Below are 17,808 nucleotides of genomic sequence, written 5' to 3' on the forward strand. Positions count from 1 at the left end.
CGCAGGCCGCCGTTCAGCGTCCGGGATGCTGGATGGGCACGACCACCGGTCCGGTGGAGCCTTCGGGCACCTTGCCCTCCGATTCCATCTGCGCGGCGATGTCGTTGGCGATGGTCAGCAGCGTCTCGACGATCTGGTCCTCGGGCACGGTCTTAATGACCTTGCCCTTGATGAAGATCTGGCCCTTGCCGTTGCCGGAGGCGACGCCGAGGTCGGCTTCGCGCGCCTCGCCCGGGCCGTTGACGATGCAGCCCATGACGGCCACGCGGATCGGCGCGGTGATGTCCTTGAGGCCTTCGGTGACGGCGGAGGCGAGCTGGATGACGTCCACCTGCGCGCGGCCGCAGCTCGGGCAGGAGATGATGTCGAACTTGCGCGGGCGCAGGCCCATGTATTCGAGCAGCTTGCAGCCGACCTTCACCTCTTCGACGGGCGGCGCGGACAGGGACACGCGGATCGTGTCGCCGATGCCTTCGGCGAGGAGCGCGCCGAACGCGAGGCACGACTTGATGGTGCCCTGCCATTGCGGGCCGGCCTCGGTGACGCCGAGGTGCAGCGGCCAGTCGCCCTTGGAGGCGAGCAGACGGTAGGTCTGCACCATGGTGATGACGTCGTGGTGCTTGACGGAGATCTTGAAGTCGTGGAAGCCGACGTCCTCGAACATGCGGGCCTCCTTGAGCGCGGAGGCGACGAGGGCCTCCGGGGTGGGACCGCCGTATTTGGCGTACAGCTCCTTGTCGAGCGACCCGGCGTTGACGCCGATGCGCAGGCTGATGCCCGCATCGGTCGCGGCCTTGCAGATGTCGGGACCGACCTGATCGAACTTGCGGATGTTGCCCGGGTTGACTCGCACGGCCGCGCAGCCGGCGTCGATGGCCTGGAACACGTACTTCGACTGGAAGTGGATGTCGGCGATGACCGGGATCGGCGACTTGCGGCAGATCTCCGGCAGCGCGTCGGCGTCGTCCTGGCTCGGCACGGCCACACGCACGATGTCGCAGCCTGCGGCGGTGAGTTCGGCGATCTGCTGGAGCGTGGCGGGCACGTCGGCGGTGAGCGTGTTGGTCATCGACTGCACGGAGATGGGCGCGCCGCCTCCGACCGGCACCGGCCCCACCATGATGCGGCGCGACTTGCGGCGCGGGTGCAGCGGCGATTCGCTGGTCAGCTCGACGGGGTCGCCGGTCTTGCGGAAGGGCTTTGCGGACGGGGTTTCAATGCTCAACGATGTCACCATTCCTCGGGTATCCGTGGGATTACATGCGTGCTCCCGCTGACGGGGACGCCGTCAGCGGGAGCACCGGAACATAATGCGCTACTGCCTGTCTATCAGTTCGTCGGCCTTGCGGCGGGCCTCGAGCTCGAGTCGCTCCATTTCCTCCACGTCACGGAACAGCGGGTCGCCGCGCAGTTCGGCGTCCATGTCGTCGAGCACGGCCTTGACCGTGTCCACGATGCCGAGGTACGGCAGGCGGTGGTCGAGGAACGCGTGCACGGCCTGCTCGTTGGCGGCGTTGAGGACGGCCGTGTGCTTCTCCGAGGCGGCGAGGCATTGGCGTGCGAGGGAGACGGCGGGGAACGCCTCGTCGTCGAGCGGCTCGAACGTCCATTCGGAGGCCTTCGTCCAGTCGCATGCGGCGGCCACGTCGCTCATGCGGTCCGGCGCGGACAGGCCCAGCGCGATGGGCAGGCGCATGTCCGGCGGCGAAGCCTGGGCGATGGTGGCGCCGTCGACGAATTCGACCATCGAATGGACGATGGACTGCGGGTGGACGGTCACGGCGATGCGTTCGGGCGGCACGTCGAACAGACGGGACGCCTCGATGACCTCGAGACCCTTGTTCATCAGGGTGGACGAGTTGATGGTGACGACCGGACCCATGTTCCACGTGGGGTGGTTCAACGCCTGTTCGGGCGTGATGTGGGTCATCTGTTCGCGCTTCATGCCGCGGAACGGCCCGCCGGAGGCGGTGACGACGAGACGCGCGACCTCGGCATGGGTGCCGGAGCGCAGCGACTGCCAGATGGCGGAATGCTCGGAGTCGACCGGGTTGATCTGGTCCTCGCGCACGCGCGCGCCGAACAGGAGGTGGCCGCCGGCCACGACGGATTCCTTGTTGGCGAGGGCGAGCTGGGATCCGGCCTTCAGCGCGGCGATCGAAGGTTCGAGGCCGATGGAGCCGGTGATGCCGTTGAGCACCACGGAGGCGCCGGAGCCGGCCATGGCGACGACCGCGTCGGGGCCGGCCTGGATCTGCGTGTAGGGGGCGCCGGCCTGGTCGAGCGCCTCGCGCAGCGCCTTGGCTTTGGAGGCGTCGTAGACCGCGACCTGCGGGACGCGGAACCGCGCGGCCTGCTGCGCGAGCAGGTCGATGTGGGAGCCGCCCGCCGCAAGTCCGGTGACGGTGAACCGTTCGGGATGACGGGAGATGACGTCAAGCCCCTGCGTGCCGATGGAACCGGTGGAGCCGAGGATGACGACGGTGTTGCTGTGGATCACTGCTGCTTCTTTTCGTTGGCGTTGGCGTTGCCGAGAGTGAGTGTGGGGAACGACAGGTCCGGAATCTCCAGGTCGTTGCTGGTGGTGGACAGCAGCGAGAACGGGGCGTCCGTGTGCGCGGCGTGGGCCGCGTGACGGGTCTGCGTCCCCGCGGACGGCGTGGAGGGGGCCGGCGCGGCAGCGGAGGTGACCGTGGACGTCGGTGCGGCCGCGGGGGTGGACGTGACGTCGGACGTCGGCAGGCTCCAGGACGGGGAGACGGACGGCGTCGTGGCCGGCGTCACGGACGGCGAGGCGACGGGGGCCGGCGAGAACGGCGTGTCGGCCGCCTTCGGTGCCTCGTACGCGGGGAACGCCGGCGCGGACGTCACCGGCGCAGGCGTCACAGTCGGGGCGGCGGCGCGGGACAGCGCGGCGAGCGAGGAATCGGAGGCCTGGGCCGCCGCCGACACGTCGATGGACGTGGTCGGCATGACGGACGGTGCAGGCATGGAAGGAGCCGGCGCGGACGTCACCGGAATGGGCGTCACGGAGACCGGCCTCGTCGCGGACGCCGTGGGCGTGAACGACGGCGGGACCGCGGCCGGGGCCGTCGCGGAAGGCTGGACGGACGGGGTCGCCTCCGGAGCGGGCGTGGACGCCGGGATGGGCGATGCGGGCGCCGACGCGAAGGACGGCACGTCGCCCGGCTTCGGCAGGAACGACGGCGTGGCGGAGGCGGCGGGCTGGACCGACACCGCCGGCGAGGGCGTCTGCGCGGCGGGCGCGGAGAACAGGTGCTGCTCGGCCTGACTCAGCGCATCGAAGCTTTCGGAGGAGGCCGCCTGGCCGAAGCCCTGGGACGGCTCCTGGACAGGGGCGGCGGGACGCGGGGTCGACGCGGGGAACAGCGGGGCGACGCCGTCGGCGTTCCGCGCCGGCTCCTCAGCCTTCGCAGCGGAGGCAGGCGCGGCATCCGCGTCGAGGGTGCCGTCCGCGTTGAGGTAGTCGGCGATGCGTTCGAACGATTCGAGACGGCTGAGCAGTTCCACGCACGAGTTCAGGAAGTAGTCGACCTGGCGCTCGTCGTACCCCTTCTTGCCCTTGCGCTGCGTGAACACGGCGTTGGCCACGTACTCGGCCGTGACGTTCTCCAGACCCTTCACGTCCTTGCGGGAGACGCCGTCGAGGTCGAGGTCGGCGGCGCACTTGTCGACGATCTGGTCGGTGAGCTTGTCGACCTGCTTGCGGTCGTAGGAGGGGACGCGCGGCTTGCCGGAGCCGAAGCGCTCGCCCGCGCCGCGGTCGGCGTGACGCGCGATCTCGCGGTACAGCTCCTCGGTCTGCGCCTTCCACGCCACGCGGCCGTGCTGGGAGATCTCCCACGTGGTCTGCTTGTCGACCACGGCGCGTTCGAGCCGGGCGAGCGCCGCGTCGACCTGCGCGATGACGTATCCGCCGCGCGTCAGGTCGAAGGAGACGTTCTGGATGTCCCGCTGGGTCAGCTGTGCGCCCTCGCTGTCGTACAGGGCGTGCGCGCGTTCGAGAAACGCGTCGACCTGGGCGGGGTCGTATCCCCACTTGCGCTTGCCCGCCTTGGGAATTCCGGCTTCGGATTGCTGCGCCATGGGCTATCAACCTCCTAGAGGAACAAACGGTACTGTGAGCCACCTTACGTGACCGATGCGACGCAATGGTGACATGGGACTGCGAAAACACGGGAAAAGCAGGCTTGATTCCCCACCCGGCACACCGGAACCACTGATTTTCACATAATGCACATATAAGAGAGCGTCGGACATCCTCCGTTTGCCTTCACGGCGGTGCCTGCGCTATGGTGTTCCCTTGCGGGCGATTAGCTCAGTCGGCTAGAGCGCCACCTTTACACGGTGGATGTCGGGGGTTCGAGCCCCTCATCGCCCACGGACGCCCATCGGCGCGCAATGGAAAAGGCTTGGAACCCTCACGTGGTTCCAAGCCTTTCGTCGTTCCTGGCCGTTCGATTCCGCCTCGGCCGTCAGCGGCCCTTGCCGTAGGCGCGCAGGTGGATGCCGTTCCAATCGGGGCTCACGGTGATCGGCGTGGCCGCGTTCATACCGGCGGTCTTCGCCGCGGACTGCACGGTGCTGGAGCTGGCGGCGCCCGGACGTCCCGGCTTGGGGGTGAGCACCCACAGCGGGCCGTCGTCGCCGACCACCGCATACGCGTCGACGATCGTGTCGGACAGCTCGTCCTCGTCGTCGCCGTCACGCCACCACAGAATCACGCCGTCCACGGCGGAGTCGTAGTCCTCGTCGACGAGGTCCTCGCCGGTGAGATCCTCGATCTTCTCTCGGATCGAATCGTCCACGTCGTCATCCCACAGCCATTCCTGCACGATGTCTCCGGGCTTAAAGCCAAATTCCTCAGCGTTCTGCGATGCGGTTTGATTCACAGGACAACACCATACCAACACACGACGAACACACGCGTTAACACGCGATGAATAGTGAGACGTCGCGTCGGGCGGCGCGGACAATCGGCCGGACGGGAGCGTATCAGGCCGTGCAGTGCGGCAGGTCCGCGCCCTTCCCCTTGCCGATGGCAACGAGCGCCTCGTACGCCTCGTCGATGGTCGAGACCTTCACGTCGCGCAGTCCCGCGGGCACGTGGCCCACGACCTCGTCGCAGTTCGAGGCGGGCGCGAGGAACCAGGTGGCGCCGTCGCGTTTCGCACCGCGCATCTTGAGCCGGATGCCTCCGATGGCCCCGACCTTGCCGGACGCGCTGATGGTGCCGGTGCCGGCGATGGTTTTGCCGCCGGTCTCGTCCTCGGGCGTGAGCTTGTCGATGAGGCCGAGCGTGTACATCATGCCGGCGGACGGGCCGCCGATGTCGTCCACGTGCATCGTCACGTCGAGCTTCGCGAGCGCGGACCCGTCGAACCCCTGGGATTTCAGGAACCGTTTGGCGGCCTTGACGGCCTTCTCCTGCGAGGAGGACATCTCCTTGCTCGTCTCCTCGCGGTATTCGCCGGTGGTCTGCCCGGGGGCCACCACGGCCTCGCGCGGCATGACGGTCCGCGCGGGGTCGAGCAGCGCCCAGACCACCTCCGCGTTGGTCACCGGATAGCCGGGGACGCCGTTGGCGGAGACGGTGACGAGCAGCAACCTGCCGGAGTCCTTGTGCGTGGCCGCCCCGGAGACGTCGATGACGTGCTCGGTCCCGCCGTCCACATCCACGGTGCCGAGCACGTCGCGCGTGAGGCCGGGCCATTCGGTGGAGTAGGCGCTCGGCAGGCAGAGCGTGACCACGCACAACACTACGGCGCACGCGCCGGCGAGATACCGCGGCGAACGGGCGCGCAGGTAGCGCGTCACGGCCGCCCCGAGGCCGTCGAGGCGCGCGCGGACCGGTTCGAGAATCGACATACCGGGCATCATACCAGCGCACGCTTTGCGCGAAACGGGAGCCTCCCCTCCTAAGATGGGAGCAACAAGATGGGAGCGACCGGACGGGGAGCGACCGTCACGCCGGGACTCCCGCGGGGTTCCGCTACAGAGAGGCACGAACATGGACGACAACGCTATCCACGAGTGGCTGATCAAATGCTTCGGCCCGGTACAGGGCGAGCTCGCCTGGCAGCAGATCTCGCAGCTGCCGGATTCGATTCGCGAGCAGCTCATGAGCCAGGATCCGAGCACGCTGCCGAATCCGGCGGAGGTGCAGCAGATGATGGCCGCGTTCACCGCCGGCGGGCTCAACACGATGGGCGACATGCGCCAGGTGGTGGAGGATGGCCCCATCAACGTGAAGCTCGCGAAGTCGCTGGCGCTGCAGCAGGCGAACGCGGACGGCTCGTGGCCCTCGGTCTCCGCGCAGGAGGGCGCGAAGGTGCGCCGCGCGATGAGCGAGGCGAACCTGTGGCTGGACACCGCGTGCGCGTTCGATCCGGCGCCGGGCGAGCCGAAGGCGCTCACCCGCGCCGGCTGGGTGGAGGACACGTTGGACGCGTGGGCGAAGTTCGCCGCGCCGGTGGCGGCCTCGATGGGCGAGGCCCTGTCCTCGGTGCTGTCCGAGCGGCTCGGCGGCGCGTTCGACGGCGAGGTCGCGGGCATGTTCGCCGGTCCGGTGCCGATTCCGATCCCGGACGGCATGAAGGATCCGAAGCAGCTGCTCAAGCTGCTCGGCAACACGTCGTTCGCGATGCAGCTGGGGCATGCGGCGGGCTCGCTCAGCCGCGAGGTGCACGGCGGCTTCGACCAGGGCATCGCGCTGTCGTCCAGTCCGGCGGGCGCGCTGGTGGCGCAGAACGTGGAGGAGTACGCGAGGCAGCTGAACGCCGACGTGTTCGGCGTGAACGGCAAGGACGCGGATGATGCGGACGCGTCGGAGTCCGGTTCCGGCAATCCGATCGGCTTCACGTCGGCGAAGGCGCCGTCCGACGGCGTTCCGTCCGGTTCGACGGACGCGTCCGATGACGTTCCGTCCAACGCCGACGACGCGCAGGTCAAGGCGCTGTTCGAGGATTTCGCCCGTCCCGATCCGATTCCGGCCGACGAGGTGATGGCGTTCCTCGCGTTGCGCGAGGTGGCGCACGCGCGTCTCTATTCGGCCGTGCCGTGGCTCATGCCCCGCTTCGAGGCGTTGATCGGCAAGTATGCGCGCGGCATCTCCATCGACTTGGATGCAATGGAGGAGCAGCTGCGTGACGCTGGCGCGCTCGACCCGGATTCGATCTCCGGTGCCGTGAACCTCACCAAGGTGGGCATTCCGGACACGCCGGAGCAGAAGGAGGCGCTCGCGGCGCTCGAATCGCTGCTCGCCATGGTCGAGGGCTGGGTGGATTGCGTGGTGTGGCGCGCCGGCATGGCCCACATCCCGCACATCGAGCAGCTGCGTGAGATGATCCGCCGCGAGCGCGCGGTGGGAGGCCCGGCGGAACGCACCTTCGAAAGCCTGTTGGGTCTGGAGCTGCGGCCGAAGCGCATGCGCGAGGCGGCGAACCTGTGGGAGATGACCACCACGGCGGAGGGCGTGGACGCCCGCGACGCGAAGTGGTCGCATCCGGACCTGCTGCCGGTGCTCGCCGAGGACGGGGCCGGTGCGCAGGGCGGCGCGAACCAGGCGCATCCCGCCGGGGGCTCCCCCGCCGCGGGTTCCGCGGCCGGCGCCGCGTCCGACGGCACCGATTGGGATGCGGAATTGTCCAAGCTGCTCGGTGAGGACGGCGGCGCCTCCGATGCGTCCGACGACGCGTCCGGTGACGGCACCGACGGCGACGCCCCGGACGACGGCGCGAAGTCCGGGAACTGACCCGGGTTCCCGCGCGGGATGGACAGGCGCGGAGTGCGCATGACCACGGCGTCGGACGCGATGCGTCCGACGCCGTCCTGTTTCAGCTCAGAAAACGGCTGAGCCTGCGCTGCTGCGGCCCCGAGCCGTCCTTGGATCTGGCGTAGGACATGTGCAGCGTGTCCTCGGCACGCGTGACGGCCACGTACATGAGCCGCCGCTCCTCCTCCAGCGCGTCGCCGGGGGCCGGCGAGCCATAGGGCATGAGGCCCTCCGAGCATCCGATGACGAACACGTGCTTGAATTCGAGGCCCTTCGAGGCGTGCACGGTGGAGACGGTGACGCGGCCCAGCTTCGCCATGACGGCCCTGAGGTCGCCGTCCGCATGACCCGGGGCGCCGGCGGCACCGCCGGCCGCGCGCCGCGCCTCGTCGCGTTCGCGCAGCGTCTGCGCCATGGCCACGCGCTGCGCGGCGTCCAGGTCGGCCACGGGGGTCGGCCCCGCTCCGCCCGAGTCCCTGCGCACCCGGTATCCGATGCCGACGCGCGAGAGCGCGGCGCAGCAGACGGCCTGCTGTGCGTTGATGCGGGTGAGGATCGCACAGTCCGAGGGGTTCACGCCAGAGGAGACGAGCCGCGCGATGCGCGCCGCCACGCCGCGGGCCTCGTCAAGGTCGGTCTCGTAGACGGTGCGTTCGACGCGCCGTCCGCCGTCCCGGCCGGAGGAGAGCCGAAGGTATTCGTGACGGACCGGCGAGGCGGCGAGCACGCGGTTCGCGTAGGAGACAATCTGCGGCGTGGAACGGTAGTCGGTGTTCAGGGAGATGTCCGCCGCGAGCGGCGCGAACTCGTCGGCGAAGGCGAGCAGGTCGTAGCTGGACGCGCCGGCGAACGAGTAGATGGTCTGCGCCGGGTCCCCCACCACGCACACGTTGCGGTTGTCCCCCAGCCACAGGCGCATGAGCCGGTGCTGCAGCGGCGAGACGTCCTGGTATTCGTCCACGGTGAGCCAGCCGATGGACCGGCGGATCGGCTCGGTCTCCTCACCGAACTCCTCGAACACGTGGCAGGCCATGAGCAGGATGTCGTCGAAGTCCATCTCGCCGCGCACGGTCTTCTCCCGCTCGTACGCGTCGTATACGTCGGCGAACCGCTCGGGCTCGAGCCCTGCGGGACGGCACCGTCCGGTCACGGCCGCCACGCGTTCCACCTGGTCCGGCGCGACCAGGGAGATCTTCGCCCAGTTGATCTCGTCGCGCACGGCGCGCACGCTCACGTCGTCCTCGTCCAACGTGGGGTCGACGCGGCGCATGGCGCGGGCGGTGACGTCGCGGGGGTCCTCCGCCAATCGGGGGAACGGCGCCTCGCAGACGTGCGTCCACACGCGGCGCAGCTGGGAGAGCGCCGCCGCGTGGAAGGTGGCGGCGCGCACCCGGTCGCCCACGCCGAGGCCGCCCAGCCGCACGCGCATCTCGGCGGCGGCCTTGACGGAGAAGGTGACGGCGAGCACGCGTTCCGGATCCCATGCGCCGCTGGCGCAGGCGTGGGCGATGCGCCGCGTCACCGTGCGCGTCTTGCCGGCGCCGGCGCCGGCGATGATGCGCACCGGCCCCTCCAACGCCGTGGCGGCGGCCAGCTGCGCCTCGTCCAATCCCTCCAATGCCACATCCATGGCTCTCATTGTGGCAACCGGCATGGCCACATGGCGGGTCCGCCCGCGGGACCGTCGCGGCCTGTCCGGGTCCGTGCGCGTCCGACCGTCCGCCGGCGTCCGCCGCGACGTGTCCCGCCGCTCGCGCGGGCGTCGTTGTATTAGTGTTGGAAGGGTGACTGAACGTAATGAACTCATGCTGGCCGCCCTGGCCTCCGCCGCCATGCCGTCCGTCGCCGTCGCCGGCGTGTTCCCCGGCGTGACGCGCACGAACGGCGTCGACCAGGCGCAGGTCCGGGACGTGACCGGCACGACGTACGACGTGTACGCCTCCGACGACGAGGAGGGGCGCAAGCGGCTCGCCGCGCGCGTGAAGGCCGCAAGGGCGCTGGCCGACGCGCGCGAGCCGGGCGGGCTCGGCTTCGCGCTCGACCGTGTGGTGGCGTTCGTGCCGGGCACGAACCGCCGCGGCCCCACCGGCGACACCGCCGTGATGGTGTCGAAGCATCAGGACGGCCGCGAGCGTCCGCTGGACCTGCTCACGCTGGACGACTGCGCGTCGATGGGCACCGCGATCGGCGCCATCCATCGTCTCAACCCGATGTTCATCGCGAAATCCGGCTATCCGGTGCATGTGACCAGTCAGATCCGCGCGCAGCTCACCGCGTGGATCGCCCGGTTGAAGAACGCCGGCCACGTGCCGCCGGAGATCACGGCGAGCTGGACGAAGATCATGGGCACCGAGGGCCTGTGGTCGTTCACCACGTGCCTGGTGCACGGTGGGTTCGAGGACGGCGACGTGCGCTTCAACGGCTCGACCATCACCGCCGTGAACAACTGGCAGAACATGCAGGTCAACGATCCGGCGCGCGATCTGGCGTGGGTGTTCGCCAAGCTCGACGAATCGCATCGCAACGCTGTGCTCACTGCATACGGCCGGATGATGGGCAACCGTCTCGACGATCTCATCATGCTCAGGGCCAACCTGTGGGTGCAGATGGAGCAGGTGGGCGATTTCATCCAGGCGCTGAGCCGCGGAGATTCCGCCAAGATCATCCAGTTCAAGGCGCAGGTGGACCGTCTGGCGCACCAGCTGGGCATCACCGTGCAGGCGGCGTCCGATCGTCCGGCGGCGAAGCGTCCCGGCTCCGCGCGTCCGGCCGCGGCCGGCGCGGGGAACGCGCCCGGCGCCGGCGATCCGCCGTCGACAATCACCGTAGGCACGCTGCTCAAGGACGGCGAACGGCGTCGCGCCGAGGCCGGCCGCAACGCCGCGACCGTCGCGAACGTGTCCGCGAACGCGGACGACCGTACCGGGTCGGCGAACATCGTGGCCGCGGGACGCATCGCGGTGCCGTCCGGCGAGACGGACGACACGAACAACACGCCGATCCGGGCGGCCGGCGAGGTCCGCGACGCGGGCACCGGGTCGACGTCGCCGCAGCCGATGCCGCCCTCCTACCCGAACATGCCCGAACCGAACTCGTCGGTGACTATCGCGTTCCGCGGCGGTTCCACGACCGCGGACGTGTCGTCCGTCCCGTCGGACGTCGACCCGGACGACACCGGCGAGCGCGACATCAAAGCCGCCGTGCGCGAGCCCGATCCGGACACGTCGGCCACCATCGTGATCCCGCTGCTGGAACGCGAGGAGCGTGCGCTGCGCGACGCCCGCGCCAGCCTCGAATTCGACGACGAGACGTTCGACGAGGTCGTCGCCGTCGACGCTTCCGAAACGTCGGAGCCGTCCGAAACGTCCGAAACGTCGGAATCCGACGGCCGGTCCGCCGCCGAAACGGAGGACGTCGACCCGGACGACACCGGCGAGGCGCACGTCACGGCGGCCGGTTCCGTCGCCGACGATGCCATCGCCTCCGACGACGCCTCCTCCCCCGCCGACGACGCCTCCGACGCGGCGACCCCGGACGGACAGGACCCGAACGCCGCAGACACGGAGGACGTCGACCCGGACGACACCGGCGAGGCGCAGGTCACGGCCACGCCCAACGCGTAAAACGGCACCGCCCGGACCGGCCGGACGGCCGGCCCGGGCACAATGGAACAATCGGACCGCGGGACCATACGGACCGCGGACAGGACCACCTACGAAGGAGCAACATGGACATCGAACTGGGCATCCGCAACGTGGCGCGCACCGTCACCTTCAGCACCGAGGACTCCGCGGACTCGGTGAACGACACGATCGCCAAGGCCGTGGCCGAGGGCACGCCCATCGCCCTCACCGACGACAAGGGCCGCCGCATCATCGTGCCGGCCGGGGCGCTCGGCTACGCCATCGTCGGCTCGGAGACCAAGCACGCCGTCGGCTTCGGCGCCCTGTGACGGACGACGCGTCGCATCCCATCGACGAAGGCCCCACGGCGCACGCCGCGGGGCCTTCCCATACCCGGCCGGCGGTGTCCGGCCGATGACGTCTGTTCCACGATCTATTCCACGAGCGCGATGGCGCCGCGACGCACGATCTCGCGCACGGTGGCGTCGTCGGTGAGGTTCTCGCCGAGCACGTTGGGCTTGCCGGCACCGTGCCAGTCGGAGCCGCCGGTGACGAGCAGCCCGTGGCGCCGCGCGATGGCGAGCAGCCGTTCGCGTTGTTCGGGCGGATTGCCGCGATGCCATATCTCGAGCCCGTCGAGTCCCTCCTCGATGAGCGCCTCGATCTGGGCGTCGGTCAGCAGGCGACGGTTGCGGCTCGGATCGCCGGCGTGGGCGATGACGACCACGCCGCCCGCCTCCCCCACGGCCCGCACCACCTCGTGCGTAGTGGGCGAGGGCGTGGGGATGTAGTATTTCGAGCCCGCGCTCACCGCGTCGGCGAACGCCTCCGAACGGGTGCGGTACACGCCGGCGGCGACCAGCGCGTCCGCGATGTGCGGACGGCCCACCGTGGTGCGTCCGCCCTCCTTGACCTGCGCCAGCACGGACTCCCAGGTGATGGGCAGGTCCTCGGCCATGCGCTCCACCATGTGCTTCGTGCGTTCGAGGCGCGCCTTGCGGGTGGAGGCGAACAGCTGGGAGATGCGCACGTTGCGCGGATCGTATTGGAAGCCGAGCATGTGCACGGACACGCCGTCGTCGTCGGCGGTGATCTCCGTGCCGCGGATCAGCGGCAGTCCGGCCTCGTGCGCGGCCCGTTCGGCGTCCGGCCAGCCGGCGGCGGTGTCGTGGTCGGTGATGGCCACGCCGTGCAGGCCGCGACGCCGCGCTTCGTCCACCATCTGCGCCGGTGTCCGGGTGCCGTCGGAGAACACGGTGTGGCAATGCAGGTCCCATCCGGCCGCAGGCGGTGCGGCCGGCGTCTTGTATCGCGTCATGTGTCCTATCGTAACCCGTGGCGCGGCCCCGCGACGCGGCTCAGCGGCCCTGCGTCTCGGAGGCGGTGAGCATGGCCTTGGTGACCTGCTCGTAGAGGTCCTGGTAGCCGCCGGGCGTGGAGGCGGGCAGCACCACGGTCTTCGCGTTGTTCGATTCGGACAGCGAGCGCATCACGTCGAGGTACTGGTTGAACAGCACCACGTTGTTCACGTCGTTGATGTTCATGCCCACGGCCTGCAGGCTCTTGATCTGGTCGACGATGCCGTTGGCGATCTCGCGGCGGTAGTTCGCCTGGCCCTCGCCCTGGAGGCGGGTCTTCTCGGCCTCGGCGGCGGCCTGCGTCTCGATCTGGATGCGCTGGGCCTCGGCGCGCTGGCGCGTGGCCTCCTTCTCGCGCTGGGCGGCGTTGATGGAGTCCATCGCATTCTTCACCTGCGGCGAGGGGTCGATGGCGGTGATGAGCGTCTTGACGACGGTGAAGCCGAAGCGGCTCATCTCGGCGCCGACGGTCTTCTGCACGTCGAACGCCACGTCGTCCTTGCGGGCGAACGCGTCGTCGAGCGTCAGGGCGGGGATGGCGCTGCGCAGCGCGTCCTCCATGTAGGAGCGCAGCTGGCCGGCCGGATCGCGCAGCTCGTAGTAGGCGGTGGCCACGTTCTGCGCGTTGACGCGGAACTGGGTGGACGCCACGACGGTGACGAAGACGTTGTCGAGCGTCTTGGTCTCCAGCTGCACGTTGAGCTGGTTGACACGCATGTTCGTCTTCATCGCGATGCGGTCGACGAACGGGATGCGCATGTGGATGCCGGCGAACTGCACCGACTGGAACTTGCCGAAACGTTCGATGATGTACGCCTGCTGCTGCGGCACGATGTAGACGGACGTGCACAGCAGCACGATGACGACCACCACGATGGGGAGCACCAGCCCCATCAACGTTCCCAATACCGCTCCCATGATCAGATCCCTTCGATCACGCCGGACCTCCGTCGACCCGGCTGCTGGTCCCAGCTTATCAGCGCGCGGCGGGAACCGCCCGATACCGAAGGTGAACTTCATCCGACATCCGTGCGCGCCCCTCCCGCCCGGAGCCATGCGGGCCTACACTGGGCGTCATGAACGAAGCCATGAACGAAGCACAGGCATCCGAACGTCTCATCGTCAACTGTCTCCCCCTCACCGACGAGGAACGCGCGGCGTTCCGCGCGGCCGCCCCCGGCGTGCGCCAGGAGTTCGCCGGCAACCCGATGGAGCGCGGCACCATGGTCTGGAAGGCCCGCGTGCCCGCGGACCTCAGGGGCGCGGCCACGGCGGTGGTCGGCAACATCCCGCCGGAGGACTGCTCCGGATATCCGCGGCTGGAATGGCTGCAGACGTGGAGCGCCGGCGTCGACAGATACGTCGCCCCCGGCGTCCTCGCCGAAGGCGTCACCGTGACCAACGCGACCGGCGCCTACGGGCAGACCGTCGGCGAACACCTGTTCGCGATGATGTGGGCGCTCATGCGCAACATCCCCGCCTACGCGCGCCAGCAGGACGAACGCCGCTGGCACGACCTGGGCCGCGCGCTCACCCCGGCCGGCGCCACCGTGCTCGTCATCGGCACCGGCGACATCGGCGCGCATTTCGCCACACTGTGCAAGGCCGTCGGCGCGCATACGGTGGGCGTGCGCCGCGACCGCACGAAGCCGGCGGACGGCATCGATGAGATGCACGGCTTCGATGAGCTCGACGCGCTCCTGCCGGAAGCCGACGTGGTGGCGCTCGCCGTGCCCGCCTCACCGCAGACCGACCATCTCATCGACGCGAAGCGTCTCCACCTGCTCAAATCCACGTGCGTGCTGCTCAACGCGGGACGTGGCAACGCCGTCGACCCGCTCGCCCTGGCGGCGGCGCTCGCCGAGGACCAGCTGCACGGCGCGGGGCTCGACGTGACCGAACCGGAGCCGCTGCCGGCGTCCAGCCCGCTATGGGACGAACCGCACTGCCTCATCACCCCGCATGTGGCGGGCGGCAACCATCTGGAGGCCACCGAACGGCGCATCATCGCCATCGCCCTGGAGAACGTGCGACGCTACGCGGCCGGCGAACCACTCATGAACGTACGGCGCTGAACCGCCCACGGCCCGCATACGCACGTGCGTCCGGTCCGCCGGACCGGACGCGCCGGACCGTTCACCCCTCGCTCACCCCTCGAGGAACGCGGGGATGGCGGCCGCGGCCGCATACCCCTTGCGGTACATCATCTCCAGACCCTCGAAGCTCTTCTTCAACGTGTTGAGTCCATACAGGTCTTCGGGCGCGAGGATGAGCACGCGCCCCTCCTCCTCATAGCGCTTCGCCAGCTCGATCTCCTCGTTGTACGTCCTGTAGCGCATGCGGAGCCGTTCGGCGGCCGCCGGATACGTGCGCTCCAGGATCCTCGCCGGCGCAAGGTCCTTCCTCTGCTGGCGCACCTCGTCGCGCAGACGCGACAGGATCAGGATCACCTTGTCGTAGCCGTCGTCCAGCGCCTTCTGCACAGGCACCGGATCGGCGATGCCGCCGTCGTAGTACGGCACGCCGTCCACCACGTACGGCTCGCACGCCACCGGCACGGCGGACGACGCCTTCACCGCGTCGAAGTCGTCGTAGCGGATGCGCGACTTGTCGAAGTACTTCGTCGACCCGTCCTCCGCGTTGCAGGCGATGACCGTGAATCCGGTGGGGTTCGCCTCGAACGCCTCGAAGTCCACCGGATACTCGCCGTCGTGATTGCTCAACGTGCCGTAGATGTAGTCGAGGTTCGCGAAGTTGTGGTTTCTGAAGAAGCTCTCCGCGCTCGCGTACTCCTTGCGGAACGCGAACTTCGTGTAGAACGTGTGGTTGCGGCCGTGCTGGCGCGCGATGAACGAAGTCATGTTCGCGGCGCCCGCGGAGACGCCGTAGCACATGTCGACGTCGATGCCCTCCTCGAGCATGTAGTCCATCACGCCGCAGCCGAAGATGGCGCGGAAGCCGCCGCCCACGTCGATCATCGCGGTCCTGTATCCCATTGCGATCCCCCTTGCATCCGTCCGCACGTCCCGTACGCCGGAACGACGCGGTCCGCCGAAACGATACGGCGAGCCTACGCCCCGCGGCGGGACAATGCGACGTGAACCGGACGTTTCCGTTGCATCCGTCGCATAACCGGGCCTTCCGGCCTTCCGGCCGTCGGCCGCGGGACGGTTCACGCGTCGAGCAGCTGGCGCGACAGGCTTGCGATGCGCTCGGACGGGTCGGAGTTGTCGAGTTCGACGCTTCCGGCCGCGTCCTCCGGCGCAAGCCGTCCCAGCGATTCGAGCACGACGCCCAGGTGGCGCACGGTGCCCTCGTTGCCGTCGATGACGGCGGCGCGTTCGGGCAGCAGCTCGCGGAAGTAGTCGCGGTAGAAGACGAAGTGGGTGCAGCCGAGCACCACCGAGTCGATGCGGTCGAGGTCGTACTGGTCGAAGTAGCCGTACAGCGTGCGCATCACCAGGTCATGGTCGCCGAGCCGGCCGGATTCGACGATGTCCACGAGCCCGGGGCACGGCTCCTTGAAGATCTCGTTGTCGGAGTCGAAACGCTTCATAAGCTTCGCGAACTTGCGCTCGCGCAGCGTCAGCGGCGTGGCGGCCACGATGACGCGCTGCGGGATGTGGTGCGGGTCGGACGGCACGTCGCCGCGGTCGCACGCCACCTTGAGCGCCGGCTCCATGCCGATGATCGGGATGTCGTACGTGTCGCGCAGCTCGTTCACGGAGGCGGACGTGGCCGTGTTGCAGGCGATGACCACGGCCTTGACGCCCTGACGCATGAAGCGTTCGACGATGGCGAAGCTGAGCTCGCGCACCTGCTCCGGGGTCTTCACGCCGTACGGCGCGTTGGCGGAGTCGCCGTAGTAGAGCACGCGCTCATGGGGCATGTCCCGCCTGAGCTGCCGGACCACCGAAATGCCGCCCAAACCCGAATCGAACACGCCGATCGGAGCCGTCGAAGCCATACGCATCCTCCTTGCGCCCGGCGTCGCGGGCGCACGCCGCGCGACGCCATCCCACGTCCAACGTCATTCATCCGACAGCCTACTCACCTGAGACGGCCGTGCCAAACCCGCACGCGGTGAGTAAGCTGAACGCCATGAGCATCCCGCAGCAAGTCACCAAGGCGCACGCCACCGGCAACGATTTCGTCGTCTACGCCGATCCGGAAGGAACGTTCGAACCGACCGCCGAGGAGGTGCGGTTCCTCACGGACCGTCATTTCGGCGTGGGCGGCGACGGCCTGATCCGTCTGGCGCATCCGGCCGACGTGTCCGACCTGACGCCGGAGCAGGTGGCCGATTGCGCCGCGCACGACGCCGACTGGTTCATGGACTACCGCAACGCGGACGGCTCGCTCGCGGAGATGTGTGGCAACGGCACGCGCGCCATCACGCTGTTCGCGCAGCGCCGCGGCCTGTTCTCCGGCGACGTGTTCCGTCTGGGCACTCGCGCCGGCGTCAAGACGCTCACCGCTCTGGGCGACGTGGAGGGTCTGGGACGCGATGTGTTCCGCGTGGAGATGGGCGCGTGGCGGATCGGCGACGTCGACGGGTACGAGGTGACGATTCCCGGCACGCCCGGCGCGGCGCGCGGCACGTTCGTCGACATGGGCAACCCGCACGTGGTGGCCCTGGTGGAGGACGCGTTCTCCACGCTGCCGGTCGTCGAGGACCTCGACCTGGTCGTCAAGCCGGTGGTCGCCCCGGTCATCGAAAGCGACCAGAACGTCGAGTTCGTACGCGTCGACGAGATCGATGAGGCGACCGGCGTGGGCGAGGCGACGATGCGCGTCAACGAGCGCGGCTGCGGGGAGACGCTCTCCTGCGGCACCGGCCTGTGCGCCACGGCGGTCACGCTGCGCGCGAAGACGGGCGTCGACCATTGGCTGATCACCGTGCGCGGCGGCACGCTGCGCGTCGACGTGACCGGCACGGACGTGACGCTCACCGGATCGGCCACGCTCGTCGGCGACGTCACGCTGCTCTGACGACGCGGACATGGTCCGGGAATCGGGTTTTTCAGGAAGG

General features: G+C 69.3%; 14 protein-coding genes, 1 tRNA gene and 1 pseudogene. 6 read left to right on the forward strand and 10 right to left on the reverse strand.

The features are described 5' to 3' along the window. Positions 1 to 13: 13 nt before the first annotated feature. The 3 genes from ispG to KIH78_RS03310 all read right to left on the reverse strand — a co-directional run bounded on the left by ispG (position 14) and on the right by KIH78_RS03310 (position 4,107). Complete coding sequence (gene ispG, locus KIH78_RS03300) at positions 14 to 1,225, reverse strand: flavodoxin-dependent (E)-4-hydroxy-3-methylbut-2-enyl-diphosphate synthase (RefSeq protein WP_420830100.1); 1,212 nt, start codon at positions 1,223 to 1,225, stop codon at positions 14 to 16. Between the two features lie 90 nt (positions 1,226 to 1,315). Further along, entirely contained in the window at positions 1,316 to 2,497 is a 1,182-nt protein-coding gene (gene dxr, locus KIH78_RS03305; RefSeq protein ID WP_214311652.1) for a 1-deoxy-D-xylulose-5-phosphate reductoisomerase, read from the reverse strand. Next, entirely contained in the window at positions 2,497 to 4,107 is a 1,611-nt protein-coding gene (locus tag KIH78_RS03310; protein ID WP_219131217.1) for a DivIVA domain-containing protein, read from the reverse strand. The genes dxr and KIH78_RS03310 overlap by 1 nt, the downstream gene beginning before the upstream one ends. A gap of 221 nt (positions 4,108 to 4,328) precedes the next feature. Here KIH78_RS03310 and KIH78_RS03315 point away from each other — a divergent pair. Then, positions 4,329 to 4,402 (forward strand) — tRNA-Val (locus KIH78_RS03315). 94 nt (positions 4,403 to 4,496) lie between these two features. Here the strand turns inward: KIH78_RS03315 and KIH78_RS03320 are convergent. Both KIH78_RS03320 and KIH78_RS03325 read right to left on the reverse strand, forming a co-directional pair. After that, entirely contained in the window at positions 4,497 to 4,913 is a 417-nt protein-coding gene (locus KIH78_RS03320; protein ID WP_214311389.1) for a DUF3052 domain-containing protein, read from the reverse strand. 103 nt (positions 4,914 to 5,016) lie between these two features. Continuing rightward, positions 5,017 to 5,898 (reverse strand): YlbL family protein, encoded by an 882-nt coding sequence (locus KIH78_RS03325; protein WP_219131322.1) that lies wholly within the window; start codon positions 5,896 to 5,898, stop codon positions 5,017 to 5,019. A gap of 133 nt (positions 5,899 to 6,031) precedes the next feature. Here KIH78_RS03325 and KIH78_RS03330 point away from each other — a divergent pair, with 133 nt between their 5' ends. Beyond that, complete coding sequence (locus tag KIH78_RS03330) at positions 6,032 to 7,774, forward strand: zinc-dependent metalloprotease (protein WP_214311391.1); 1,743 nt, start codon at positions 6,032 to 6,034, stop codon at positions 7,772 to 7,774. Between the two features lie 82 nt (positions 7,775 to 7,856). Here KIH78_RS03330 and KIH78_RS03335 read toward each other — a convergent pair whose 3' ends face one another. Next, on the reverse strand, positions 7,857 to 9,434 hold the full coding sequence (locus KIH78_RS03335) for an ATP-dependent helicase (RefSeq protein ID WP_214311393.1): 1,578 nt from the start codon (positions 9,432 to 9,434) through the stop codon (positions 7,857 to 7,859). 166 nt (positions 9,435 to 9,600) lie between these two features. On the opposite strand from KIH78_RS03335, the pseudogene KIH78_RS03340 reads away from it, so the two are divergent. Continuing rightward, positions 9,601 to 11,103 (forward strand): annotated as a pseudogene (locus KIH78_RS03340) (phosphotransferase); the annotation flags it as partial. 419 nt (positions 11,104 to 11,522) lie between these two features. Next, complete coding sequence (locus tag KIH78_RS03345; protein WP_219131218.1) at positions 11,523 to 11,747, forward strand: DUF3107 domain-containing protein; 225 nt, start codon at positions 11,523 to 11,525, stop codon at positions 11,745 to 11,747. 104 nt (positions 11,748 to 11,851) lie between these two features. Here KIH78_RS03345 and KIH78_RS03350 read toward each other — a convergent pair whose 3' ends face one another. Then, positions 11,852 to 12,736 (reverse strand): PHP domain-containing protein, encoded by an 885-nt coding sequence (locus tag KIH78_RS03350; RefSeq protein WP_214311401.1) that lies wholly within the window; start codon positions 12,734 to 12,736, stop codon positions 11,852 to 11,854. Positions 12,737 to 12,776: 40 nt separating this feature from the next. Further along, complete coding sequence (locus KIH78_RS03355) at positions 12,777 to 13,694, reverse strand: SPFH domain-containing protein (protein ID WP_214311403.1); 918 nt, start codon at positions 13,692 to 13,694, stop codon at positions 12,777 to 12,779. A 170-nt stretch (positions 13,695 to 13,864) separates the two neighbouring features. Between KIH78_RS03355 and KIH78_RS03360 the strand changes: the two genes are divergently transcribed. Further along, positions 13,865 to 14,851: a D-2-hydroxyacid dehydrogenase gene (locus KIH78_RS03360; protein WP_219131219.1), complete on the forward strand. Its 987-nt coding sequence runs from the start codon at positions 13,865 to 13,867 to the stop codon at positions 14,849 to 14,851. A gap of 72 nt (positions 14,852 to 14,923) precedes the next feature. On the opposite strand, the gene KIH78_RS03365 is transcribed toward KIH78_RS03360, so the two are convergent. Next, on the reverse strand, positions 14,924 to 15,772 hold the full coding sequence (locus KIH78_RS03365) for a patatin-like phospholipase family protein (protein WP_219131220.1): 849 nt from the start codon (positions 15,770 to 15,772) through the stop codon (positions 14,924 to 14,926). A 176-nt stretch (positions 15,773 to 15,948) separates the two neighbouring features. Beyond that, positions 15,949 to 16,743, reverse strand: coding sequence for a glutamate racemase (murI, locus tag KIH78_RS03370; RefSeq protein ID WP_219131221.1), 795 nt, complete (start codon positions 16,741 to 16,743; stop codon positions 15,949 to 15,951). A 134-nt stretch (positions 16,744 to 16,877) separates the two neighbouring features. Between murI and dapF the strand changes: the two genes are divergently transcribed. Then, positions 16,878 to 17,768 carry a diaminopimelate epimerase gene (gene dapF, locus KIH78_RS03375; protein WP_219131222.1) on the forward strand — a complete coding sequence of 297 codons (891 nt, stop codon included), beginning with the start codon at positions 16,878 to 16,880 and terminating at the stop codon, positions 17,766 to 17,768. The last annotated feature ends 40 nt before the right edge of the window (positions 17,769 to 17,808 follow it).

Source organism: Bifidobacterium saguinibicoloris, assembly GCF_019331725.1.
Classification (GTDB): Bacteria; Actinomycetota; Actinomycetes; order Actinomycetales; family Bifidobacteriaceae; genus Bifidobacterium; species Bifidobacterium saguinibicoloris.